Source organism: Kitasatospora sp. NPDC057692, from assembly GCF_042799475.1.
Classification (GTDB): domain Bacteria; phylum Actinomycetota; class Actinomycetes; order Streptomycetales; family Streptomycetaceae; genus Kitasatospora.
In genome coordinates, this window is the sequence record NZ_JBHVIV010000097.1 from 1 (window position 1) to 19,607 (window position 19,607).

General features: G+C 75.9%; 17 protein-coding genes and 1 tRNA gene. 8 read left to right on the plus strand and 10 right to left on the minus strand.

What is annotated here, in order from left to right; translation table 11 throughout:
- Positions 1-19: 19 nt before the first annotated feature.
- The 8 genes from ACFVFS_RS35095 to ACFVFS_RS35130 form a co-directional block, all read right to left on the minus strand.
- Positions 20-577, minus strand: coding sequence for a hypothetical protein (locus ACFVFS_RS35095; protein ID WP_380628936.1), 558 nt, complete (start codon positions 575-577; stop codon positions 20-22).
- Positions 574-1,338, minus strand: a complete 765-nt coding sequence (locus tag ACFVFS_RS35100; protein WP_380628937.1) for a phytanoyl-CoA dioxygenase family protein — start codon at positions 1,336-1,338, stop codon at positions 574-576. The genes ACFVFS_RS35095 and ACFVFS_RS35100 overlap by 4 nt, the downstream gene beginning before the upstream one ends.
- A 50-nt stretch (positions 1,339-1,388) precedes the next feature.
- Positions 1,389-2,228, minus strand: coding sequence for an LLM class flavin-dependent oxidoreductase (locus ACFVFS_RS35105; RefSeq protein ID WP_380628938.1), 840 nt, complete (start codon positions 2,226-2,228; stop codon positions 1,389-1,391).
- A 56-nt stretch (positions 2,229-2,284) separates the two neighbouring features.
- Complete coding sequence (locus ACFVFS_RS35110; RefSeq protein WP_380628939.1) at positions 2,285-3,802, minus strand: aldehyde dehydrogenase family protein; 1,518 nt, start codon at positions 3,800-3,802, stop codon at positions 2,285-2,287.
- 83 nt (positions 3,803-3,885) lie between these two features.
- Positions 3,886-5,148, minus strand: coding sequence for a cytochrome P450 (locus ACFVFS_RS35115; RefSeq protein ID WP_380628940.1), 1,263 nt, complete (start codon positions 5,146-5,148; stop codon positions 3,886-3,888).
- Positions 5,145-6,575: a hypothetical protein gene (locus ACFVFS_RS35120; RefSeq protein WP_380628941.1), complete on the minus strand. Its 1,431-nt coding sequence runs from the start codon at positions 6,573-6,575 to the stop codon at positions 5,145-5,147. Before ACFVFS_RS35120 ends, ACFVFS_RS35115 begins: the two co-directional genes overlap by 4 nt.
- Positions 6,572-6,925 (minus strand): hypothetical protein, encoded by a 354-nt coding sequence (locus ACFVFS_RS35125; RefSeq protein WP_380628942.1) that lies wholly within the window; start codon positions 6,923-6,925, stop codon positions 6,572-6,574. Before ACFVFS_RS35125 ends, ACFVFS_RS35120 begins: the two co-directional genes overlap by 4 nt.
- A 137-nt stretch (positions 6,926-7,062) precedes the next feature.
- Positions 7,063-8,403, minus strand: a complete 1,341-nt coding sequence (locus ACFVFS_RS35130) for an alkaline phosphatase family protein (RefSeq protein ID WP_380628943.1) — start codon at positions 8,401-8,403, stop codon at positions 7,063-7,065.
- 700 nt (positions 8,404-9,103) lie between these two features.
- Here ACFVFS_RS35130 and ACFVFS_RS35135 point away from each other — a divergent pair.
- From ACFVFS_RS35135 to ACFVFS_RS35160, 6 genes are all read left to right on the plus strand, one after another.
- Positions 9,104-10,744 (plus strand): carbamoyltransferase, encoded by a 1,641-nt coding sequence (locus tag ACFVFS_RS35135; protein WP_380628944.1) that lies wholly within the window; start codon positions 9,104-9,106, stop codon positions 10,742-10,744.
- A gap of 131 nt (positions 10,745-10,875) precedes the next feature.
- A complete protein-coding gene (locus ACFVFS_RS35140) occupies positions 10,876-12,606 on the plus strand; it encodes an FAD-dependent monooxygenase (RefSeq protein ID WP_380628945.1) in 1,731 nt (576 codons plus the stop codon).
- On the plus strand, positions 12,603-13,166 hold the full coding sequence (gene cysC / locus ACFVFS_RS35145) for an adenylyl-sulfate kinase (RefSeq protein ID WP_380628946.1): 564 nt from the start codon (positions 12,603-12,605) through the stop codon (positions 13,164-13,166). Before ACFVFS_RS35140 ends, cysC begins: the two co-directional genes overlap by 4 nt.
- A 71-nt stretch (positions 13,167-13,237) precedes the next feature.
- A complete protein-coding gene (cysD, locus tag ACFVFS_RS35150; protein WP_380628959.1) occupies positions 13,238-14,125 on the plus strand; it encodes a sulfate adenylyltransferase subunit CysD in 888 nt (295 codons plus the stop codon).
- Positions 14,125-15,447 (plus strand): sulfate adenylyltransferase subunit 1, encoded by a 1,323-nt coding sequence (locus tag ACFVFS_RS35155; RefSeq protein WP_380628947.1) that lies wholly within the window; start codon positions 14,125-14,127, stop codon positions 15,445-15,447. The genes cysD and ACFVFS_RS35155 overlap by 1 nt, the downstream gene beginning before the upstream one ends.
- 131 nt (positions 15,448-15,578) lie before the next feature.
- On the plus strand, positions 15,579-16,604 hold the full coding sequence (locus ACFVFS_RS35160) for a methyltransferase (protein ID WP_380628948.1): 1,026 nt from the start codon (positions 15,579-15,581) through the stop codon (positions 16,602-16,604).
- A 63-nt stretch (positions 16,605-16,667) separates the two neighbouring features.
- Here ACFVFS_RS35160 and ACFVFS_RS35165 read toward each other — a convergent pair.
- Positions 16,668-16,739: transfer RNA gene (locus tag ACFVFS_RS35165), tRNA-Val, on the minus strand.
- Positions 16,740-16,959: 220 nt separating this feature from the next.
- Between ACFVFS_RS35165 and ACFVFS_RS35170 the strand changes: the two genes are divergently transcribed.
- Positions 16,960-18,282 carry a hypothetical protein gene (locus ACFVFS_RS35170; protein WP_380628949.1) on the plus strand — a complete coding sequence of 441 codons (1,323 nt, stop codon included), beginning with the start codon at positions 16,960-16,962 and terminating at the stop codon, positions 18,280-18,282.
- Between the two features lie 138 nt (positions 18,283-18,420).
- On the plus strand, positions 18,421-18,648 hold the full coding sequence (locus tag ACFVFS_RS35175; RefSeq protein WP_350562014.1) for a zinc ribbon domain-containing protein: 228 nt from the start codon (positions 18,421-18,423) through the stop codon (positions 18,646-18,648).
- A 59-nt stretch (positions 18,649-18,707) separates the two neighbouring features.
- Here ACFVFS_RS35175 and ACFVFS_RS35180 read toward each other — a convergent pair whose 3' ends face one another.
- Positions 18,708-19,607: an HAD family hydrolase gene (locus ACFVFS_RS35180; protein ID WP_380628950.1), complete on the minus strand. Its 900-nt coding sequence runs from the start codon at positions 19,605-19,607 to the stop codon at positions 18,708-18,710.

Genomic DNA, 19,607 nt, shown 5'->3' on the forward strand with positions numbered 1-19,607 from the left:
GTCGCCCGCCGCCCGCCGCTCAGGCGGGCCAGACGCGCAGTTCCTCCTTGACCGTCCGGGCCGTCTCGGCGGCCCCGTCCGCCCCGGACCAGCCGTCCGCGCCCAGCAGCCGGAGCACGAAGGCCTCCGGCGCCGCCCGCCGCCAGGCGGCCGCCCCGGCACTCGCCCCCGCGCCGCCGCGCGCCAGCACCACGACCGGGCAGGGCAGCGGCCCCTCCGCGAGCGCGGCCTCCTCGGGCGGGGCGGTGTCCGGTGCCGGGCAGAGCAGCAGCGCGGCCGGCGGACGGCCCGCCCCGGCGGCCTCCCGCACGGCGCGCACGGCGTCCGCCAGCACGGCCGCGCCGTCCGGTCCCGGGGCGGCCAGCGCGAGCAGCGCCCAGGGCAGCCCCGGCCACCGCCCGGCACCCGCCGCGGCCGGGTCGGGCCCGGCGGGCTCCACGGCCAGCTCCGGCCCCAGCGCCGCCGTCAGCGGCCCCGCGGCGGCACCGGCCGGGTCCGCCAGCACCAGCCGCAGCACCGGCCGGTCCGGCGGGGCCTGGAGGAAGCGGGCCGGGTCGTCCCCGGCGGCGGCGCTCACTCCAGACCGTCCGCGAGGCCGAGCGAGAAGTAGTTCTCGAAGCCGAGCAGCCGCTTCATGGCGGGCGAGCTGCGCTCGACCACCTCCGGGCTGAGCCCCTGGTGGAAGTTCTGCTGCTGGCGGACGTAGCCCCGGCAGTAGTAGTTGAGGATGCCGTGCCGGGCCCGGTCGGTGGTGTTGGCTCCGGTCTGGTGCCAGAGCCGGCCGTCGAAGATCATCACACTGCCGGCCGGGGCGCAGACCGGGATCGTCTCCACGTCGCCCTCGCCGCGCGCGTAGTCCGGCTGCCGGCCCAGCAGATGGGTGCCCGGGACGAGCCGGGTCGCGCCGTTGGACTCGGTGAAGTCGTCGAGCATCCACATGCTGTTGGCGACCAGCGCGTACGGCGGCCAGGGCGGCCGGGCGAAGGTCTGGTCGGCGTGCACGTTCATCGCCGTGCCGCCGGGACCGGCGATGTTGGCGTGGGTGCTGGAGAGCAGGAAGTTGAACCCCAGCACCTCCTCCATGAGCTCCAGCACCGCCGGGTGGCGCACGCTGCGCTCGAACTCCTCGCCCTTGTTGAGGAGGCTGAAGACGCGCTGGTTCCCCCCGTCGTACAGGAATGCGGTGCCGTCCTTGCGCTCCAGTTCCGCGACCTCCAGCAGGCGGTCGCGGAGCCGTTCGAACTCGGCGGGCGGAAGCGGATTCTCCAGGAGGCAGTAACCGAATTCCCGGAGATCCTGCACGGCCTGGCTCTGGTTTCCCGTCAGGGTCGCGTTCATGGCCTCGATTTCACCTCGGAACACATACGGGTGGATTCGTCGCGGGCGATTCAGGAAAGGACGGCGTCGGCCAGCCGGTCGACCTGGGAGAGGTGGGCTGCGGTGGGGTGGAAGACCACTTCGTCGAATCCGGCGTCGGCCAGTTCGGCGATCTGCTCACGGATCCGCTCGGGCGAGCGCGGCGTCCGGGCGACGAAGGACTCCGCCTCGTCGCCGAGCACCCCGAAGTAGTCCCGGACGAAGCCGGCCGCCTCCTCGGCCACGTCCTCGCCGAGCCAGAACCGGGACAGCGCGACCAACCGCGGCGCGCCCTCCCGGCCCGCCGCCGCCCACTCCTCGCGCACCCGCCGGACGGTCGGGGCGACCAGCGCCGGATCCAGGCCGGGCGCCGTCCAGCCGTCCCCCCAGCGGGCGGCCCGGCGGACGGCGTGCTCGCTCAACCCGCCCACCAGGACCGGCGGGACCGGCCCGGGCAGGCCGGTGCCGCCGTCCTTGCCGCGCAGCCGGGCGAGTTCGGCGAGCTGCTCCTCGAAGACCCGGGCCCGGCCGCCGTACGCGCGGTCGGCCGCGGTGAAGTCGTCGGAGCGCACCCCCGGCCCGAGGCCGAGGACGAACCGGCCGCCGGAGAGCGAGGCGAGCGTCGCCGCCTCCTTGGCCAGCACTTCCGCGGTGGTCAGCGGGGCGACCAGGATGTTGGTGGACAGGCCGATCCGCGAGGTGACCGCGGCGGCCGCGGCGAGCACCGGCAGCGGCTCGTGGCCGGGGTAGCGGAGCCGGTGGGTCGCGGCGACGGTCGAGAAGCCGCGCTCCTCGGCGCGGACCGCCCACTGCCACTGGAGCCGCCCGGAGGCGCCGGGGATGGTGTTGGGGAACGCGATGCCGATCTTCACGGGGGCTCCAGCGGGGCGGCGGGGGCGGCGGGTCGGGAGACGCGAGGTCGGGGCGCTCAGAGCCCCAGCAGGTGGTACGGGGTGGGGACGAGACCGGTGGCCCCGGCCGGGCCGGTGCCGTCGGTGATGCTCTGCCGGCGGCGGTAGCCGTCGAGTTCGTTGGTCAGCCGCTCCCAGACCAGGTCGCCGGTCACCGCCCCGGCGGGCGGCAGGTCGAGGTCCACCAGCCGGTAGTCGTTGATCCACACCTGTCCGGCGGTCAGCTCCTCGGCGACGGCCCGCGCCCGCTGCGGATCGGCGGACCAGACGCCGGCGCTCAGCCCGTAGCGCGAGCCGTTGGCGATCCGCACCGCCGCGGCGTCGTCCTCGGCCCGGATCACCGAGAGGACCGGGCCGAAGACCTCCTCCTGGGCCACCGTGGCGCCCGGTTCGACCCCGGTCAGCACGGTCGGCCGGACGTACGCCTGCGGGTCGAGCCCCTCGGGCAGCTCGTCCGGTCCGGGGGAGGTGCCCCCGCACACCAGCCGGGCGCCCTCGGACACCCCCAGGCCGGTGAACCGCAGCGCGGTGCGGGCCTGGTTGCGGGAGACCAGCGGACCCAGGTCGGTCGCCGGGTCCAACGGGTCGCCGAGGCGCAGCGCGAGCGCCTTCGCCCGGACCCGTTCGACGAACTCGTCGTGCACCGCGGCGTGCACCACGGCGCGCGAGCCGGCCATGCAGACCTGGCCGTTGTGCAGGAAGACGCCCCAGGCGACGCCGGCCGCCGCGCGGTCCAGGTCGGCGTCGGCGAGCACCACGTTGGGCGACTTCCCGCCGAGGTCCAGCCGGGTGGCCGCGCCCGCCTCGCGCCGTACGCTCTCGCCGACCGCGTCCGAGCCGGTGAAGGAGACCAGGTCGACGCCGGGCGCCCGCACCAGGCTCTCCCCGGTGGTGCCGCCGGGCCCGGTGACCACGTTGACCACGCCCGGCGGCAGCCCGCACGCGTGCAGCAGCCGGACCAGTTCGAGGGTGCTCAGCGAGGTGAACGAGGCCGGCTTGACCACACAGGTGTTGCCCGCCGCGATCGCCGGGGCGATCCGCCAGGCGGCCAGCAGCAGCGGCAGGTTCCACGGCACCACGACGGCGACCACGCCGAGCGGGTGCCAGCGCAGGTGCCGCGCCGCCGGCCCGTCCGGGGTGTCCGGAGCGCGGTGCAGCCGCTCGGGCAGCCGCTCGGCCCACCAGGCGCTCCAGCGGAACGCGGCGGCCGCGCCCGGCAGGTCCGCGCCGAGCGCCTTGCGCAGGGTGGTGCCGTTGTCCCGGGCCTCCAGCTCGGCCAGCCGCTCCGCCTCGGCGGTCAGCCGGTCGGCCATCCGGTGCAGCACGGCGGCCCGCTCGCCGGGCGAGGAGCGCGGCCACGGCCCGCTGTCGAAGGCCCGGCGGGCGGCCGCCACGGCCTCGGTGACGTCCTCGGTCCCGCACCGCGGGACGTCGGCCAGGTGCCGCCGGGTGGCCGGTTCGAAGGACCGGAAGGTCGCCCCGTCCCGGGCCGGCGCGGGCCGGCCGTCCACGTACCGCGGGTAGTGCTCGCCCATCGCCGTCCTCCCGGTCTCCGTGGGCCGTTCTCGGTCGCGCTTGCCGGTACGTCGCCAGGCGGGGCGCGCGCCCGCCCGCCCGGTCAGGCCCCGGCGCCCAGCCGGACCGGCAGGGCCGCGACGCCCAGCGGCAGCAGGTCGGCGGTGTGCCGCACCTCCGCGGCCGGTACGGCCAGCGTCACGTCCGGGTGGTGGGCGAGCAGCCGGCCGAGCCCGGTGGTCAGTTGGACGACCGCGAGGTCCAGGGCCGGGCAGTGGTGCGGGCCCGCGCCGAACGCCGGGTTCGGCACCGGGTCGCGGTCGAGGTCCAGCACGTCGGGCCGGTCGACGGTCCGCGGGTCGCGGCAGGCCGCCGAGACCAGCGGCAGCACCGCCGCGCCGGCCGGCACCCGGACCCCGGACAGCTCGACGTCCCTCGTCGCGAGCCGCAGCAGCCCGTCGTTGCTCGACGGGTAGTACCGCAGCAGCTCGGCGACCGCGCGCGGCACCAGCTCGGGCTCGGCCGCCAGCCGCTCGCGGTGCTTGGGCTCGGCCAGCACCGCGAAGAGGTGCCGGGCCAGCAGGTCGCGGACCCCGATGAAGCCGGAGATCACCAGGCCGTGCAGCAGGGTGGTGCGCTGCTCGTCCGTCAGGTGCTGCCCGCCCGAGGCCGGTTCGTCCAGCCCGAGCAGGACGGTGGCGACGTCGTCGGCGGGCCGCTCCCGGCGGGCGGCGAGCAGGTCGGCGAAGGCCTCCCCCAGGCGCGCCCGGCAGGCCTCGGTGCGCTCGTCCTCGGCGCCGCCGGCCAGCAGCAGGGCCTCGATGTCGCCGGTGATCCGCGGCCACGACGCGCCGTCGAAGCCGAGGAGTTCGCAGATCACCCGGCCGGCGAAGGGCGCCGTGTAGTCGGCCACCAGGTCGACCGGCGCGGTGGCGCCGGCCAGTCCGGCGAGCAGCTCGTCGGCGATCGCGGTGATCCGCGGGCTCCACCGGGCCACCCGCGCGGGGGCGAAGCCCGCCGCGATCGGCGCGCGCAGTGCGGTGTGCCGGGGCGGGTCGAGGTCGACGATGCCGGCGCCCTGGCCGCGGCCGAAGCCGCTGCCGGGGAGCACGGCCGCCTGGTAGCGGCTGAACGCCGGGTCGGTCAGCACGGTCCGCACGTCGGCGTCCCGGGTGACCAGCCAGATGTGCTCGCCGTCGGCGAGCCGCACCCGGGAGACCGGGTCCTCGACCAGCAGCCGGGCGTACTGCGGCGGGACGGTGCCGCCGGGCCCCGCCGGGTACGGGAAGGCCTCGCCGGCCGCGCCGCCGGTGTCCGGACCGCCGGTGTCCGGACCGCCGGTGTCCGCCAGGTCGGCCGTGCTCATCGGCCGGTCTCCTTCGGGTAGCGGACGCCGGGGAACACCTTCTGCGGGACCCGCTCCCAGCGGAAGTCCTGGGCGAGCATCTGGTTGTCCAGCTGGTGCTCCACCACGATGGTGCCGGCCCCGAAGTCCTCGGCGATCTGCTCGACGTCCTCGGCGGTGTTCAGTCCGCGCGGGTCGCCGAGCCGCTCGGCGACGCCCCGCGCGGGGGCCAGGAACTCCAGCGCGAAGCCCCGGGCGAAGTGCTGGCGGTGGGTGTGCGCGGAGGCGATCAGGAACTCCGGTCCGTGCTCGAACAGGAAGTGGCACAGCGCGCGGGCCTCCAGGAAGCGCCGCGGCCGCTCGGTGAACCGCCGGCTGGAGACCAGCACCGGACCGCCCGCCCCGGTGCGCGTCCCGTAGCCGACCAGGCCGCGGTCCCCGTACGTCACCGGCTCGACGTGGTGGGTGAGCATGGTGTCGGTCTCGATCCGCTCGGTGTCCGCCACCCCGGCCCAGGCCCGGACCCGGCGGGCCAGTTCGTAGCCCATGTGCCAGGCGTTGTCGAGCCGGCCCGGCGTGTGGAAGGTGGCCCGCATGTCCGCGGCCAGCTCGCGCAGCTCGGTGATCGCGGGGTGTGCCTGGCCGCCCTGGCCGGCCAGCTCGCGGGCCCGTGCGACCCACCGCAGCCGCTCGGCGATCCGCTGCGGGGCGACCCCGTTGAGGAAGTCCGTGGACATCGGCTCGGGCAGCTCCCGGACGACCCGGACGATGTCCGCCGCGTACGGCCCCGCCTCGGTGTACGGGTCCAGCCCGAGCCGCGCGGCGGCCCGGCAGAACGCCTCCTCCGCCGGGTCGGTGGCGGCGAGTTCGGCCCACTCCCGCTGCAGCGGGGTGCCGGTGATGCCCCAGTCGGCGAGCCGGGCGACGACCGCGTCGACGAAACCGCGCAGCGCCTCGGTGAGCGCCTCGGAGCCGACCACCGTGTTGCCGCGGGCCACGTGCCGCGGGCCGGGGCGCCAGGCCGGGACGTTGTCGGGCATCCAGACGATCCGGGTCTGCCGGCCCTCGGGCACGATCATCGCGTCCGGCCAGCGGAAGCCGCCGCCGGCCGCCCGCAGGGTGTGCCGGCGCGAGCGGACCCACCAGGATCCGCGCTGGTCGCCGACGCCGTTGCGGTAGGCGAAGCGCAGCTGGGAGATCTGGGTGCCGGGCCTGGCCTCGGCCAGCAGCGACCACCAGTTGAAGGCGATCCACTCGGCGAGCGGGTAGAGCGAGCCGGTGGTGTACGGGCGGACGGTGCCGGCGACCGGGTCCTCGACCGTGGTCAGGGGGGTCTCCGAGCCGATGGTGATCTCCAGATCGGCCCAGGTGGCGGTGAGTTCGTCGGCCGGGACGGTCGAGGGCTCGTGCCACTTCCAGGTGAACGCGACGTCGGGGAGCGTGCTCATCCGAGGCCCTCCGGCCACTCGCTGGGGTGCAGGGGGTAGCCGGTGTACTGACCGGACAGCCGGCCGGTGAGCCGGAACTCGTGGACGTCGTCGCCGTCCCGGTGCCACACGTAGGCGGGGAAGCCGCTGTCCCAGGGGCCGCCGACCGGGCCTTCGGCGAGCGCCTCGCGCAGCAGCTCGACCGGGGCGCGGTCCCCGGCGCCGGTCCAGTGCAGGACGTCCGGCGAGGGCGGGTCCCACGGGGTGAACGAGGCTTTCGGGGCGAGCGCCGCGCGGTCGGCGTCGCCGGGCGGCTCGGACACCGTCCGGCGCTGCGGGCGCCCGCGCTCGGGCGCGCGAATGTCGGACATGGGCAGGGACCTCCGCTGCGGTTCGTGGGCGGGAAGCGGGAGTTGGGCGTGTGCGGGGCGTGCGGGGGTTTCGCGGTGTGCGGGGGTTTCGCGGCGTGCGGGCGTGCGGGGCGTGCGCGCGCGTGGCGTACGGCGGATCAGTCGACGGTGCCGAGCGGCCGGCCGGGCCAGCCCTCGGGCACCGGCAGGCCGTGCAGCCGGGCCAGGGTGGCCGGGACGTCGACCGGCGCGGCCGGCCGGTCGTCGGTGTGCCGCGACGCGAAGCCCGGGCCGAGCCCGGCCCAGAACGACTCCCGGCGGTGCCAGCCGCTCTGCCAGGTGCGGTGGACGTGCGCGGCCCACTGGGGGTCGCCCAACGGGAGGTAGCGCCAGTCGGCGGGCTCCATGACCAGGTCGGGCGCACCGGCCGTCGCGGCGCCCGGGTAGACCTCCTCGCGGTCCAGCACACCGGTGAGGAACGGCCGCCCGGTCCGCGGGTTGACCGTCTCCAGCAGCGCGGCCCGCACCTCGTCGCGGACCCGCCGGTAGTCGGCCTCGGCGATCCGGCCGGCCTTGTAGCGGTCCCGCAGGTTGATGTTGATGCCGTGGGTGCCCTGGACCGCCTCGAAGGCGGTGGTGTTCGCCCAGTCCACCCGGCCGTCCGACGTCTTGGCGAGCAGCCCGGCGCGCTCCAGGTCGTCGTTGACCGAGCAGTAGTTCCGCAGCGGCCCGAAGCCGATCTCGGAGAACGCCAGCACGTCGGTCCGGTCGCCCGCCGCCGCCAGGGCGTCCTGGATGACCTGGTCGCAGGTGCGGTACGCGGCGAACACCGCGCTCTCCTGCTCGCGGTCGGGGCCGTGCTCCAGCTCCTGCCAGTAGATGTGCGAAGTCCGGTCGATGCTGGTGAGGTTGACGATCACCACATCGTGCTCGGGCAGCAGCGCGAGGGCGGCCCGGCCGCGCTGGCGGTCGGCCTCCAGCAGCCGGGGCAGCAGCTCGTCGCGGGGCTGCCCCGTCCAGAAGATGGAGACGTCGTGCACCGGCCGGATCCCCTGCTTGGCGAGCCGCCGCTGGAGGTCCCTCGGGTGGCTGGCGTGCAGGGTGGCGTACATCGGATAGCCGATCACCGAGCCGTCCATCGGCTCGATCGGGTGGGTTCCGAAGAGCCCGATCGAGGCGAAGCGCAGCCCCGCGAAGGTCTCGTGCTGCCAGAGCAGCGGGTGCCTGCGGTCTCCGGAGCCCAGCACCTGGGGCGAGTACTCCGGGTCGTGGCAGGTCCAGTAGGAGAAGTAGCCGTGGTCGGCGGCCCGTTGGCCGGTGAGCACGCTCACCAGGCCGGGCGGTTCGTAGGGCGTGCCTTCCGCGACCAGCGAGCCGTGGGCGCCCTCGGACCGCAGCCTGGCGTACCCGGGCAGCAGCCCCTGGTCGCACCAGCGGTCGAGCAGGGCGGGGGCGGCTCCCTCGGTGATGATGACGATGGTTCGGTTCCGCTCAGTCACCCATTACTCCCTCGGCCGGCCGTACAGGGGATCGGGTTGCCGGATGGTGGACACCGGCGGGAATTCGAGCTCGGGTCGCACAGGAGCCGCGGCACCGCGGACGGCGCGCACCGGGAACGGGGGGTGAGCGCGGGCGTCGGGGTACGACGGCGAACAGGCCGCCCGGCCGGACGCGGACGACCGCCACCGGGCCAACGGCCTGCGCATCACGGTAACGGTTCCGTCAGTTGTCGTGTCCCGCTCGGAATGACGTTGGCCGAAAAGCCGCTCGCCGAACGGGCGTCCGGGCCCGGCGCGGTATCCGGAACGCCCCTTCCCGTTCCGCTTGGGCCGCGTGTCCGCGCCGTTCCCGCTCCGTACCCGAAGATCCCTTGTGTCCCTTGAGTCCACTGGGGCCACACCGTCGGGAAAGGCCATTCAAGCCAACTCGGGCCACGGACCGGCACCCCTTCTTGACAGTCTGTGACGCGACTTGACTAGAGTGCCGATGTCGCCCCGGTTCCCGGGTGCCCTGCTCCGCCGACACCGAGGGACGGCTTCCGGCCGTCCCTCCGGTGCGCGTTCCGCCAGCCCTTCTCCGGTGTGCGTTCCCCCAAGCCCCCCTCCGGCGTGCGCTTCCTCCTCCGCCCGGCCGCCCCCGGCCCGGGGCGGTGAGCCCTGTCAGCGCCGACCGGTGTCCTCGCGAAGGAAAGGACCTGCTATGACCGTGTTGGGCCTCGGCGGTTCCGGGCACGACTGGTCGTCGTGCGCCACTGACGGCAGCCGCCTCGTCGCCGTCGACGAGGAGCGCCTGGTGCGCAGCAAGTACGGGCTGGGCACCGACCTGCTGGCAGGCGCCAGCCGGCAGGCCGTCCTGGCCCAACTCGGCAGCAGCGCGGCCGAGGTGGAGCACGTCGTCGCCTGCGAACTGGTGCCGCGCCCCTTCTACCACTCCTTCCGCAACCGGGTGCAGGTGATCAACCACCACCTGGCGCACGCCTACAGCGCGTTCGCGGCCTCCGGGATGAGCCGCGCCGCCGTCCTGGTCTGCGACAACTCCGGCGGCCTGGTGGCCGGCGACCGGACCGGCCCCGACGGCCGCGAGGCGGAGACGATCAGCTCCTACATCGCCGACCGGGACGGCATCCGGCTGCTGGAGCGGGTCAGCGGCGCGCACGTGGTGGACGCCGCCTCCGAGAGCGCCTACTACCAGCCCGGCGAGACCGACAACTCGCTGGGCCACTTCTACCGCGCCGCCAGCATCGCGATCGGACTGGCCTACACCGGGCCCAAGACCCGCTTCCCGGTCAGCGAGGACGGCAAGACCATGGGCCTGGCCCCGTACGGCGACGAGCGGTTCGTCGACGAGCTGGCCGAGCTGGTCGACCTGCGGCCCGGGGGCGGGATCGGCATCTCCGCGAGCAAGGTCTCGCACGTCCTCGAACGCCTCGCCCGGGACGCCGACTTCGACACCCGGGCGGCGATCGCCCGGGCCGCCCAGGAGGTGCTGGAGCGCGCCCTGGTGCACTGCGCCCGCGCCCTGCACGCGCGCACCGGGCTGACCGACCTGTGCATCGCCGGCGGCGTCGCCCTGAACAGCGTCGCCAACGGCCGGATCCTCCAGGAGACCGGCTTCGAGCGGATCTTCGTGGTGCCCGCCGCCGGCGACAACGGCATCAGCCTCGGCTGCGCCTACTACGGGCTGCACCAGCTGGTGGGCGTGCCGATGGACGAGCTGCCCGCGTTCACCGACGCCTACCTCGGCCCGGAGTACCCGCAGCAGCGCGTCGACGCGGCGGTGGCCGCCTCCGGCCTGCCCGCCCGGCGGCCCGACGACCTGCCCGCGGAGGTGGCCGCGCTGCTCGCCGAGGGTCGGCTGGTCGGCTGGTGGGACGGCCGCAGCGAGTTCGGCCCGCGGGCGCTGGGCCACCGCAGCATCCTCGCCGCGCCGTACCCGGCCTCGGTGCGCGACCACCTCAACGAGCAGGTCAAGTTCCGCGAGTGGTTCCGCCCCTACGCGCCGATCGTCCGCGCCGAGCGCAGCGACGACTTCTTCGACCTCGGGCAGCCCTCGCCGTACATGCTGATCGTCACCCGGGTGACCCGGCCGGACGTCATCCCGGCCGCCTCCCACGTGGACGGCACGGCCCGGCACCAGACCCTGTTCGAGCACCAGAACCCCACCGTGCACGCGCTGCTGGGCGAGTTCGAGCGGCTCACCGGCTGCCCGGTGCTGCTCAACACCTCCTTCAACACGGCCGGCGAGCCCATCGTCGAGACCCCGGAGGAGGCGGTCGCGGCCTTCGCCTCGATGAACCTCGACCACCTCGTCGTCGGCGGGCACCTGCTCAGCAAGTCCTGAGCGGAGCGGGGCGCGGCGGCACCGGACGGACCGACGAACGCGCGACGGACGAACGCACGACGGACGCACCACGGACGCACGACGGACGGAGGACGCGTGGCGAAGCCGGAGAAGCGGGAGAACCAGGGCTCATGACGGTACTGGTGGTCGGAGGAGGGCCGACGGGCCTGGCGGCGGCGCTGTTCCTGGCCCGCGCCGGCATCACCGTCCGGCTGCTGGAGCGCCGGAGCACCACCTCGCCGCTGCCCCGCGCGACCCATGTCACCCGGCGGACGATGGAGCTGCTGCGCGAGGCCGGGCTGGAGGCGGAGGTCGCGGCGGTCGGCTTCGAGGTGGTGCCCGGCGACGACCCGCGGGCCCGCACCGAGCCGGACCGGGTCCTGCCGCGCACGGTGGTCGGCGTCGGCTCGCTCGCCCGGCTGGACGCCGCCGAGGTGCTGGAGACCGGCGAGGAGGAGCTCGCCGTCCCCGGCCCGTGCCCGCCGTTCTGGTGCGGCCAGGACCGGTTGGAGCCGCTGCTGCGCGACGCCGCCGTCCGGGCCGGGGCGGACGTCCGGTTCGGCCACGAGCTGGTCGGACTGGACGCCCGGGAGGACGGCGTGCTCGCCCGGGTGCGCCGTCCGGACGGCCGCGAGGACCGGTTCGCCGCCGCCTACCTGGTCGCCGCGGACGGCGCGCACGGCTGGATCCCGGAGCACGTCGGCATCGTCCGCACCGGCCTGGGCACGGTGTCCCGGCGCACCAGCATCCTGTTCCGGGCCGATCTGACGGGGCTGATCGGCGACCGCCGCTTCTTCATGAGCATGATCGAGAACCCCGGTTTCTCCGGCGCCGTCATGCAGCTCAACGACCCGAACGGCTGGGCGGCGGCCGTCGAGACCTCGGCCGTGCGGACCGGCCCGGAACCGCAGGGCCCGGACGCCCCGCCCGACCCCGAGCGCTGCCTGGAACTGCTCCGCGCCGCGATCGGCGTGCCCGGCCTCCCGCTCGACCTGGTCGCCACCTTCCACTGGCAGGCCCGGCACCGGATGGCCGACCGCTACCGCAGCGGCCGGGTGATGCTCGTCGGGGACGCCGCCCACCTGCACCCGCCGGCCGGCGGCTACGGCTCCAACATGGGCATCCAGGACGCGCACAACCTGGCCTGGAAGCTCGCCGCCGTCCTGCGCGGCTGGGCCGACCCCGCCCTGCTCGACAGCTACGACGCCGAGCGGCGCCCGGTCGGCGTGGCCACCGCGCAGCAGACCCTGCTGCTCGACGGCGTCCCCGCCGAGCGGCTCGGCGGCACGGCCGTCGCGGACCCGCGCACCATCATCATGGGCTACCGCTACCACTACCGCCCGGACGCCTCCACCGACTCCGACTCCGCCTCCGAGGATGCCCCGGACACCCCGTTCGCCGCGTTCCCCGCCGCGTTCGCCCTCACCGGCGCCCCCGGCAGCCGCCTGCCGCACGTCCCGGTCCGGCTGCGCCGCGGCGGCCGCCCCGTCACCGTCTCCACCCTCGACCTCTGCGCGCCCGGCCCGGCCGGCCCCGAACTCACCCTGCTCACCACCGACGAACGCTGGCGCGCCACCGCCGCCGAGGTCGCCCGCGAGCTCGCCGTCCCGCTGCGCGCGCACGTCCTGCCGGCCGACGCCGACCGCCCCGACACGCCGTCCTTCGCCCGGGCCTGCGGCACCGGACGGGCCGGCGCCCTGCTGGTCCGCCCGGACGGCTTCGTCGCCTGGCGCTGCGCGACGCACACCGCCCCGTCCGACGAGCGGCGCCGCCGACGGCTCACCGCGGCCGTCCGCGGCCTGCTGGCGCTGCCCGCGGACCTCGCCGGCACCCACCCCCTCAGGCTCCGGAGTGGCCGATGACCCCCCACCGCCCGTACTGCACCTGCTGGCCCGGCGCGACCGTCTGGCTCACCGGGCTGCCGAGCGCCGGAAAGTCGACCATCGCCGCCGAGACGGCCCGCCGCCTCGAACCCGACTTCCGGCGGGTCGAGATCCTCGACGGCGACCAGAGCCGCGCCCTGCTCACCGCCGGCCTCGGCTTCAGCCGGGAGGACCGCTTCGTCAACGTCCAGCGGATCGGCCTGGTCGCCGAGGTGCTCGCGCGCAACGGCGTCCTGGTGCTCGCTCCGGTGATCGCCCCGTACGCGGACGCCCGCGAGGCCGTCCGCAAGCGCCACGAGCAGTCCGCCACCACCTATCTGGAGGTGCACGTCGCCACCCCGGTCGAGGAGTGCGCCCGGCGGGACGTCAAGGGCCTGTACGCCCGGCAGGCGGCCGGCGGCCTGACCGGGCTCACCGGCGTCGACGACCCGTACGAGCCGCCCACCCGGCCCGAACTCGTCCTGCCCGCGCACCGGCAGAGCCTGGACGAGTCGGTCACCGCGCTGCTGCGCCTGCTCGCCGACCGGGGGCTCGCGTGAACCGCCCGCCCGGGACGCCCGGGACGCCCGCGACCCCCGGCCCGTTCGGCCCGCCCGGACCGCCGCCGGACCTGCCGCACCTGGCCGAACTGGAGTCCGAGGCCGTGCACATCGTCCGCGAGGCGGTCGGCGAGTCGGAGCGCCCGGTGCTGCTGTTCTCCGGCGGCAAGGACTCCGCGGTGGCGCTCCACCTGGCCCGCAAGGCCTTCGCGCCCGCCCCGCTGCCCTTCCCGCTGCTGCACGTCGACACCGGCCACAACTTCCCCGAGGTGCTCGCCTACCGCGACCGCACGGTCGCCGCCCACGGCCTGGAACTGCACGTCGCCTCGGTCCAGGAGGCCATCGACCGGGGCGAGTTGGCCGAGCGCCCGGACGGCAGCCGCAACCCGCTGCAGACCCACGCGCTGCGCCGCGCCCTCGAACGGCATCGCTTCGACGCGGTGTTCGGCGGCGCCCGCCGCGACGAGGAGAAGGCCCGCGCCAAGGAGCGCGTGTTCAGCCTGCGCGACGAGTTCGGCGGCTGGGACCCTCGGCGCCAGCGCCCCGAGCTCTGGCAGCTGTACAACGGCCGGCACGGCCCCGGCGAGCACGTCCGGGTCTTCCCGCTCTCCAACTGGACCGAACTGGACGTCTGGCAGTACGTCGAGCGCGAGCGGATCGACCTGCCCGACATCTACTTCGCCCACCGGCGCGAGGTCTTCCGCCGCGACGGCATGTGGCTGACCGCCGGCGACTGGGGCGGCCCCCGGCCCGACGAGCGCCCCGAGAAGCGCCAGGTCCGCTACCGCACGGTCGGCGACATGGCGTGCACCGGCGCCGTCGAGTCGGGCGCCACCACGGTGGCCGCGGTGATCGCCGAGATCAGCGCCTCCCGGCTCACCGAACGCGGCGCCACCCGCGCCGACGACCGGCTCTCCGAGGCCGCCATGGAGGACCGCAAGAGGGAGGGGTACTTCTGATGGCCGGCGTCCCGAACACCCCCGCCCCCGCCCCGGACGCCCTCGCGCCGGACGCCCCCGCCGCCGCCTCGCTGCTGCGCTTCGCCACCGCGGGCTCCGTCGACGACGGCAAGTCCACCCTCGCCGGGCGCCTGCTGCACGACTCCAAGTCGGTGCTCGCCGACCAGCTGGCCGCCGTCGAACACGCCTCGCGGGTGCGCGGCCTCGCCGAACCGGACCTCGCCCTGCTCACCGACGGGCTGCGCGCCGAGCGCGAACAGGGCATCACCATCGACGTCGCCTACCGCTACTTCGCCACCCCCAGGCGGCGGTTCGTCCTCGCCGACACCCCGGGACACGTCCAGTACACCCGCAACATGGTGACCGGCGCCTCGACCGCCGAGCTCATGGTGATCCTCACCGACGTCCGGCACGGCGTCGTCGAACAGACCCGGCGGCACGCCGCCGTCGCCGCCCTGCTGCGGGTGCCCCGGCTCCTGCTCGCCGTCAACAAGATGGACCTGGTCGACTGCGCGGAGCCGGCGTTCGCCGCCGTCGCCGACCGGTTCGCCGCCCTCGCGGACTCCCTGGGCATCGGCTCGGTCACCGCGATCCCGATCTCGGCCCGCGACGGCGACAACGTCGTCACCCCGTCCCGGCGGATGGACTGGTACGGCGGGCCGACCCTGCTGGAGCACCTGGAGACCGTCCCCGCCGCCGGCGAGCCCGAGGACGCCCCGGCCCGCCTCCCGGTCCAGTACGTGATCCGCCACGGCGGGCGCGGCTACGCCGGTCGGATCGCGGCCGGAACCCTGCGCGTCGGCGACCGGGTCGCCGTCCTGCCGTCCGGCCTGACCAGCACGATCACCGCGATCGACGCGCTCGGCACCCCGGTGGCGGCCGCCCGCGCCCCGCAGTCCGTCACCGTCCGGCTGGCCGACGACCTCGACGTGGCCCGGGGCGACCTCCTCGCCCCCGTCGACTCCGCGCCCCGCCCGGTCCGCACCGTCGAGGCCACCGCCTGCCACCTGCACGACCGCCCGCTGCGCACCGGCGACCGGGTCCTCGTCAAACACGGCACCCGGACCGTCCCGGCCCTGGTCACCGCGATCCCGGCCCGGCTCGACCCGGACGGCCTGCGCCCGTTCCCGGCGCACGACCGGCTGGACGCCAACGACCTCGGCCGGCTCACGCTGCGCACCGCCGAACCGCTCCCGGTCGACCCGTACGCCCGATCGCGCCGGAACGGCTCGTTCCTGCTCATCGACCCGGCCGACGGCAGCACGCTCACGGCCGGCATGGCGGGCCCGCCGCCGACGGCCGCGCGGGAGGCCGACTCGTAGGACCTGCGGGCCCGTTCACCACGGCATCCCGCCGGAGCCCACCGCGCAGCACCACCCCGGGGCCGTCCCGCGACGCGGGCCGGCCCCGTGCCCTCCCCCGCCCCCGTCCCCGCGACCCCCCGGAGAGCCGCATGCCCCAGCAGCCCGAGCCCCTCGACCCCCACAAGGACATGGTCGCCCTGCTCCAGGGAGCGTGGCGGGCCCGCGCCATCCACGTCGCCACCGAACTCGGCATCCCCGACCTGCTGGTCGCCGGCCCGCGCGGCGTCGCCGAACTCGCCGAGCTCACCGGCACCCACGCCCCCACCCTGGGCCGCCTGCTGCGCGTGCTCACCACCTTCGGCGTCTTCCACCGCCTGCCGGACGGACAGACCTACGAGCAGAGCCCGCTCTCCGCCGTCCTGGTCAGCGAGCCCGCCAACCCCGAGTCCACCGACGCCCGCTTCATGGCCGCCAACTGGCACTGGGCCGCCTGGGGCGACCTCCTGCACTCGGTGCGCACCGGCGAGTCCTCCTTCGAGGTGGCCAACGACGGCGTCTCCTTCTGGGAGCTGACCAAGACCGACCCGGACGCCAAGCGGCGCTTCAACGCCGCCATGAGCGCCGTCTCCGTCGCCGAGAGCACCGCCACCGCCCGCGCCTACGACTTCTCCGCCGCCCGCCACGTGGTCGACGTCGCCGGCGGCCTCGGCAGCCTCCTCGCCGCCGTCCTCACCGAGAACCCCGCCCTGCGCGGCACCATCCTGGAGCGCCCCGAGACCGTCCCGCTCGCCGAGGACCTCCTCGCCGCCTCCGGCGTCGACGGCCGCTACGAGGTGCTGGCCGGCGACTTCTTCGAGTCCGTCCCGCCCGGCGCCGACGTCTACACCATCAAGCGCGCCCTGCACGACTGGGACGACGACACCATCGTCCGCATCCTCGAACGCATCCGCGAGGCCATGCGCCCCGACTCCACCCTCCTCCTCATCGAGGGCATGGTCGACGACGAATCCGACCAGGAGGCCCTCTTCCGCGGCCTCCTCCTCACCGTCCTCGTCGGCGGCCAGGACCGCCCCGAGTCCGACTACCGCACCCTCGCCACCCGCGCCGGCCTCCGCCCCACCCGCAGCATCCCCGTCTCCGACACCCTCCGCATCCTCGAAACCCGCCTCCCCTGACCCCCGAACCACCGAAGGGCCGGCCCGGAGGCTCCCAGCCTCCGGACCGGCCCTTCGCATCGGTGGGCGCGGACGGTTTCGAACCGCCGACATCTGCTTTGTAAGAGCAGCGCTCTACCGCTGAGCTACGCGCCCCCGGTCGTGCGGGACCCGGTTTCGGGCGCACGACGAATGCTTAGGGTACCTGGTCCGGCGGGGTGGTGGGGCGGGGGTGGTCGGGGGCGGGGCGGGTGGGGTGCCGGTGCGGCGGGCGGATCGGGAAGAATGGGCGGTGGATCAACGGTCGGGAACCAGGGAGCGCGCAGTGAGGGTGGCCGGCGGAGGCGGGCGGGGGCGGCGGTGGCCGGGGAGCGGAGTGGCCGAGGCGCTGGTGCTGCCGCTGGTCTTCGCGGGTGCGCTGGGGGCCGCCGGGGCGGCGTCGTTCGGGACCGGCGGGGGCTGGTGGGGGCGGCGCGGCGGGGACGGCATGCGGGCGGACGCCCGGGCGGCACGGGACGCGGCGCAGCAGGCGTTCTACGACGTGGACTCCACGCAGCGCGAGGCGCGGCTGGCGGTGGAGACGGTGCGCTCCGCCGGGGACGGTGCGACGGTGCGGCGCGCGGTGGCGGACTTCGAGGCGATCTCCGGCCGGGTCGACCAGGTGACCGTGAACTACCTGGCCGCCCTCGACGCGCACGACCTCGACGCGGAGGACCTGGAGTCCGGGGCGGCCGCCCGCGCCAAGCACCAGCTCGACGACGTGAAGGGGCAGCTCGGCTCGGCGCTCGCGGAGCTGAACGACTTCCTGCGCAAGCTGCGCCCGACGCTGGACCGGGCCGAGCAGCAGCTGATGCGAGTGACCCCGGCGATCGAGCAGGCCAGGCGGGCGCTGCTGGACGCCAGCAACGCGCTGGACACCGCGCGCGGCGCCGGGCTGCGGGCGGACGAGCTGGCGGCGCGGCTGGCGGAGCTGGCGCCGGAGCTGGGGCGGCTGAACGAGGGCGTGGCGCAGCACGGGGTGCCGGGCACCCTGGAGCGGGCCGAGCGGGTGCGGGAGCGCGCGGAGGCGATCGCGGCGGAGGCCGGGCAGCTGCCGGAGCGGGCGCGGGAGATCGACCGGCGGGTGGCCAGCCTGCGGACCAGGATCCAGGCGCTGGAGACCAAGGCCGGGACGGTGGAACCGGCGCTGAGCGAGCTGCGCCGGCGGTTCGCCACCGCGTGCTGGCAGGACCTCCAGCGGGTGCCGGACCAGGTCGCGGAGACCGGGCGGGCCGCCGAGGGCAAGCTCGCCGAGGCCGCCCGGGCCCGGGACGAGCAGCGCTGGGCGGACGCCACCGGCGCGCTGGGCACGGTGCGCGCGCTGCTGGACGCGGCGGACGGGTCGGTGGTCGCGGTGAACGACCGGCTGCGGCAGCTGAACGAGGTGCAGATCGACCCGCACAAGGAGGTCGAGCGGGCCCGGTTCGCGCTGCGGGACGCCCAGCGCCTCGCGATGGCCGGGCGGCACGCGCCGGACCCGCGGCACGCGGGACCGCTGGACGCGGCGGTGGCCCGGGTGGACCGCGCGCTGGCGGAGCTGGAGTCGGCCGGGCGGCACCCGGACTACTGGCGCTTCCTGACCGAGCTGGCCGGGGCGCGGGAGACGGCGGCCGACGTGGTGGAGCTGATCCGCGGCGAGCTCGGCGGCGGAGTGCGGTAGCCCGGACAGCGAGACGGCAGGGCGGCACGGCGGCACGGCGGCACGGCGGCGCGGTAGCAACTGGTGGCAGGGCAACCAGGCACGGCAGTGGGCCGGCGGGCCTGCCGACCGGACGGCGACGCGGATACGCTGGCGGACATGCCTCGTTATGACTTCCGCTGCCGCGCCTGTGGCGCCACCTTCGAGCTCCGCCGCCCGATGGCGCAGGCGGGCGACCCCGCCGTCTGCCCGCAGGGCCACCAGGACACCGTGAAGCTGCTGTCGACCGTCGCCGTCACCGGCGCCGCCTCCGCCGGCGGCGCGCCGCAGCAGGCCCCGTCGGCCGGTGGCGGCGGGGGCTGCTGCGGCGGCGGCTGCTGCGGCTGACCAGCCGGGGGCGTGTCGGGCCGCCCCCTAGGACACCCCGACCAGGACGCCCCGACCAGCTAGGACGCCCCGACCGCCGCGGCGTCGGCCTCGACGGCCTCGCCGCGCACCCGGGCCAGGAAGCGGCGGACGATCTCCTCGCCCGCCGCCACGCCCACCTCGTCGAGGACGGTGACGCCGGGCGCCGTCCACCCGGTGTCGGCCAGCTCGCCGTGCCCGGGGCGCCAGGCGGCGTCGGCGGCGCGCAGCAGGTCGGCGTCGAGCAGGGAGTCCCCGGCGGAGAGCACGGTGGCCCCGCCCACCCGCCGGACGACCTCGGCCAGCGCCGCGCTCTTGCTGAGCGGCGCCGGCACGGCGTACACCTTGCGGCCCTGGAGCGAGACGGTCCAGCCGCGCTCGGCGCACCAGCCGGTGAGCTCCGCGAGCCAGCCCTCCGGCAGCTCGGCGCGCTCGACGACCAGGTAGGCGAACAGCTCGTCGGCGACCCGCCGCTTGTGCGTCCACTCGGGGTCGGCGCAGAGCGCCAGGTGCTCGACCACCTCGGCCAGCGGCGCCGCCCCGGCGGCCAGCCGGGCGGCCATCTCGTCCTCCCAGTCGGTGTCCGGCACGCCGTCGACGAGCAGCCGCCCGCCGTTGGCGCAGATGGCGTACGGCGGGACCCAGCCGGGCGTGGGCCCGGGCAGGTTGACCCGCTCGTACTGGGCCCGGGTGCGGGTGGTGGCGGGGACGAGCACCGCCTCCCGGGTGAGTTCCACGAGCAGCTCGGCGGCCTGCTCGGTCATGAACGAGAGCGCCTTGCCGTCGTGCACCTCGACCGAGAGCAGGCGCGGCGCGAGCCGGTCCGGCACGTCGAGGGCCAGGGCCCGGTTGGAGTAGATCAGGGTGCGGTCGAGGTCGCTCGCGACGAGGAAGCGGCCCGCGGCTCCGCCGTTCATGCCACCGCTCAGGTAACCAGTCAT

Bases quoted from the DNA above. Each gene is read 5' to 3' on its own strand.
- ACFVFS_RS35160 (WP_380628948.1), top strand. From the start codon at position 15,579: ATGCCCCAGCAGCCCGAGCCCCTCGACCCCCACAAGGACATGGTCGCC.
- ACFVFS_RS35110 (WP_380628939.1), bottom strand. From the start codon at position 3,802: ATGGGCGAGCACTACCCGCGGTACGTGGACGGCCGGCCCGCGCCGGCC.
- ACFVFS_RS35120 (WP_380628941.1), bottom strand. From the start codon at position 6,575: ATGAGCACGCTCCCCGACGTCGCGTTCACCTGGAAGTGGCACGAGCCC.
- ACFVFS_RS35135 (WP_380628944.1), top strand. From the start codon at position 9,104: ATGACCGTGTTGGGCCTCGGCGGTTCCGGGCACGACTGGTCGTCGTGC.
- ACFVFS_RS35155 (WP_380628947.1), top strand. From the start codon at position 14,125: ATGGCCGGCGTCCCGAACACCCCCGCCCCCGCCCCGGACGCCCTCGCG.
- ACFVFS_RS35175 (WP_350562014.1), top strand. From the start codon at position 18,421: ATGCCTCGTTATGACTTCCGCTGCCGCGCCTGTGGCGCCACCTTCGAG.
- cysC (WP_380628946.1), top strand. From the start codon at position 12,603: ATGACCCCCCACCGCCCGTACTGCACCTGCTGGCCCGGCGCGACCGTC.
- ACFVFS_RS35180 (WP_380628950.1), bottom strand. From the start codon at position 19,607: ATGACTGGTTACCTGAGCGGTGGCATGAACGGCGGAGCCGCGGGCCGC.
- ACFVFS_RS35140 (WP_380628945.1), top strand. From the start codon at position 10,876: ATGACGGTACTGGTGGTCGGAGGAGGGCCGACGGGCCTGGCGGCGGCG.
- ACFVFS_RS35125 (WP_380628942.1), bottom strand. From the start codon at position 6,925: ATGTCCGACATTCGCGCGCCCGAGCGCGGGCGCCCGCAGCGCCGGACG.
- ACFVFS_RS35100 (WP_380628937.1), bottom strand. From the start codon at position 1,338: ATGAACGCGACCCTGACGGGAAACCAGAGCCAGGCCGTGCAGGATCTC.
- ACFVFS_RS35115 (WP_380628940.1), bottom strand. From the start codon at position 5,148: ATGAGCACGGCCGACCTGGCGGACACCGGCGGTCCGGACACCGGCGGT.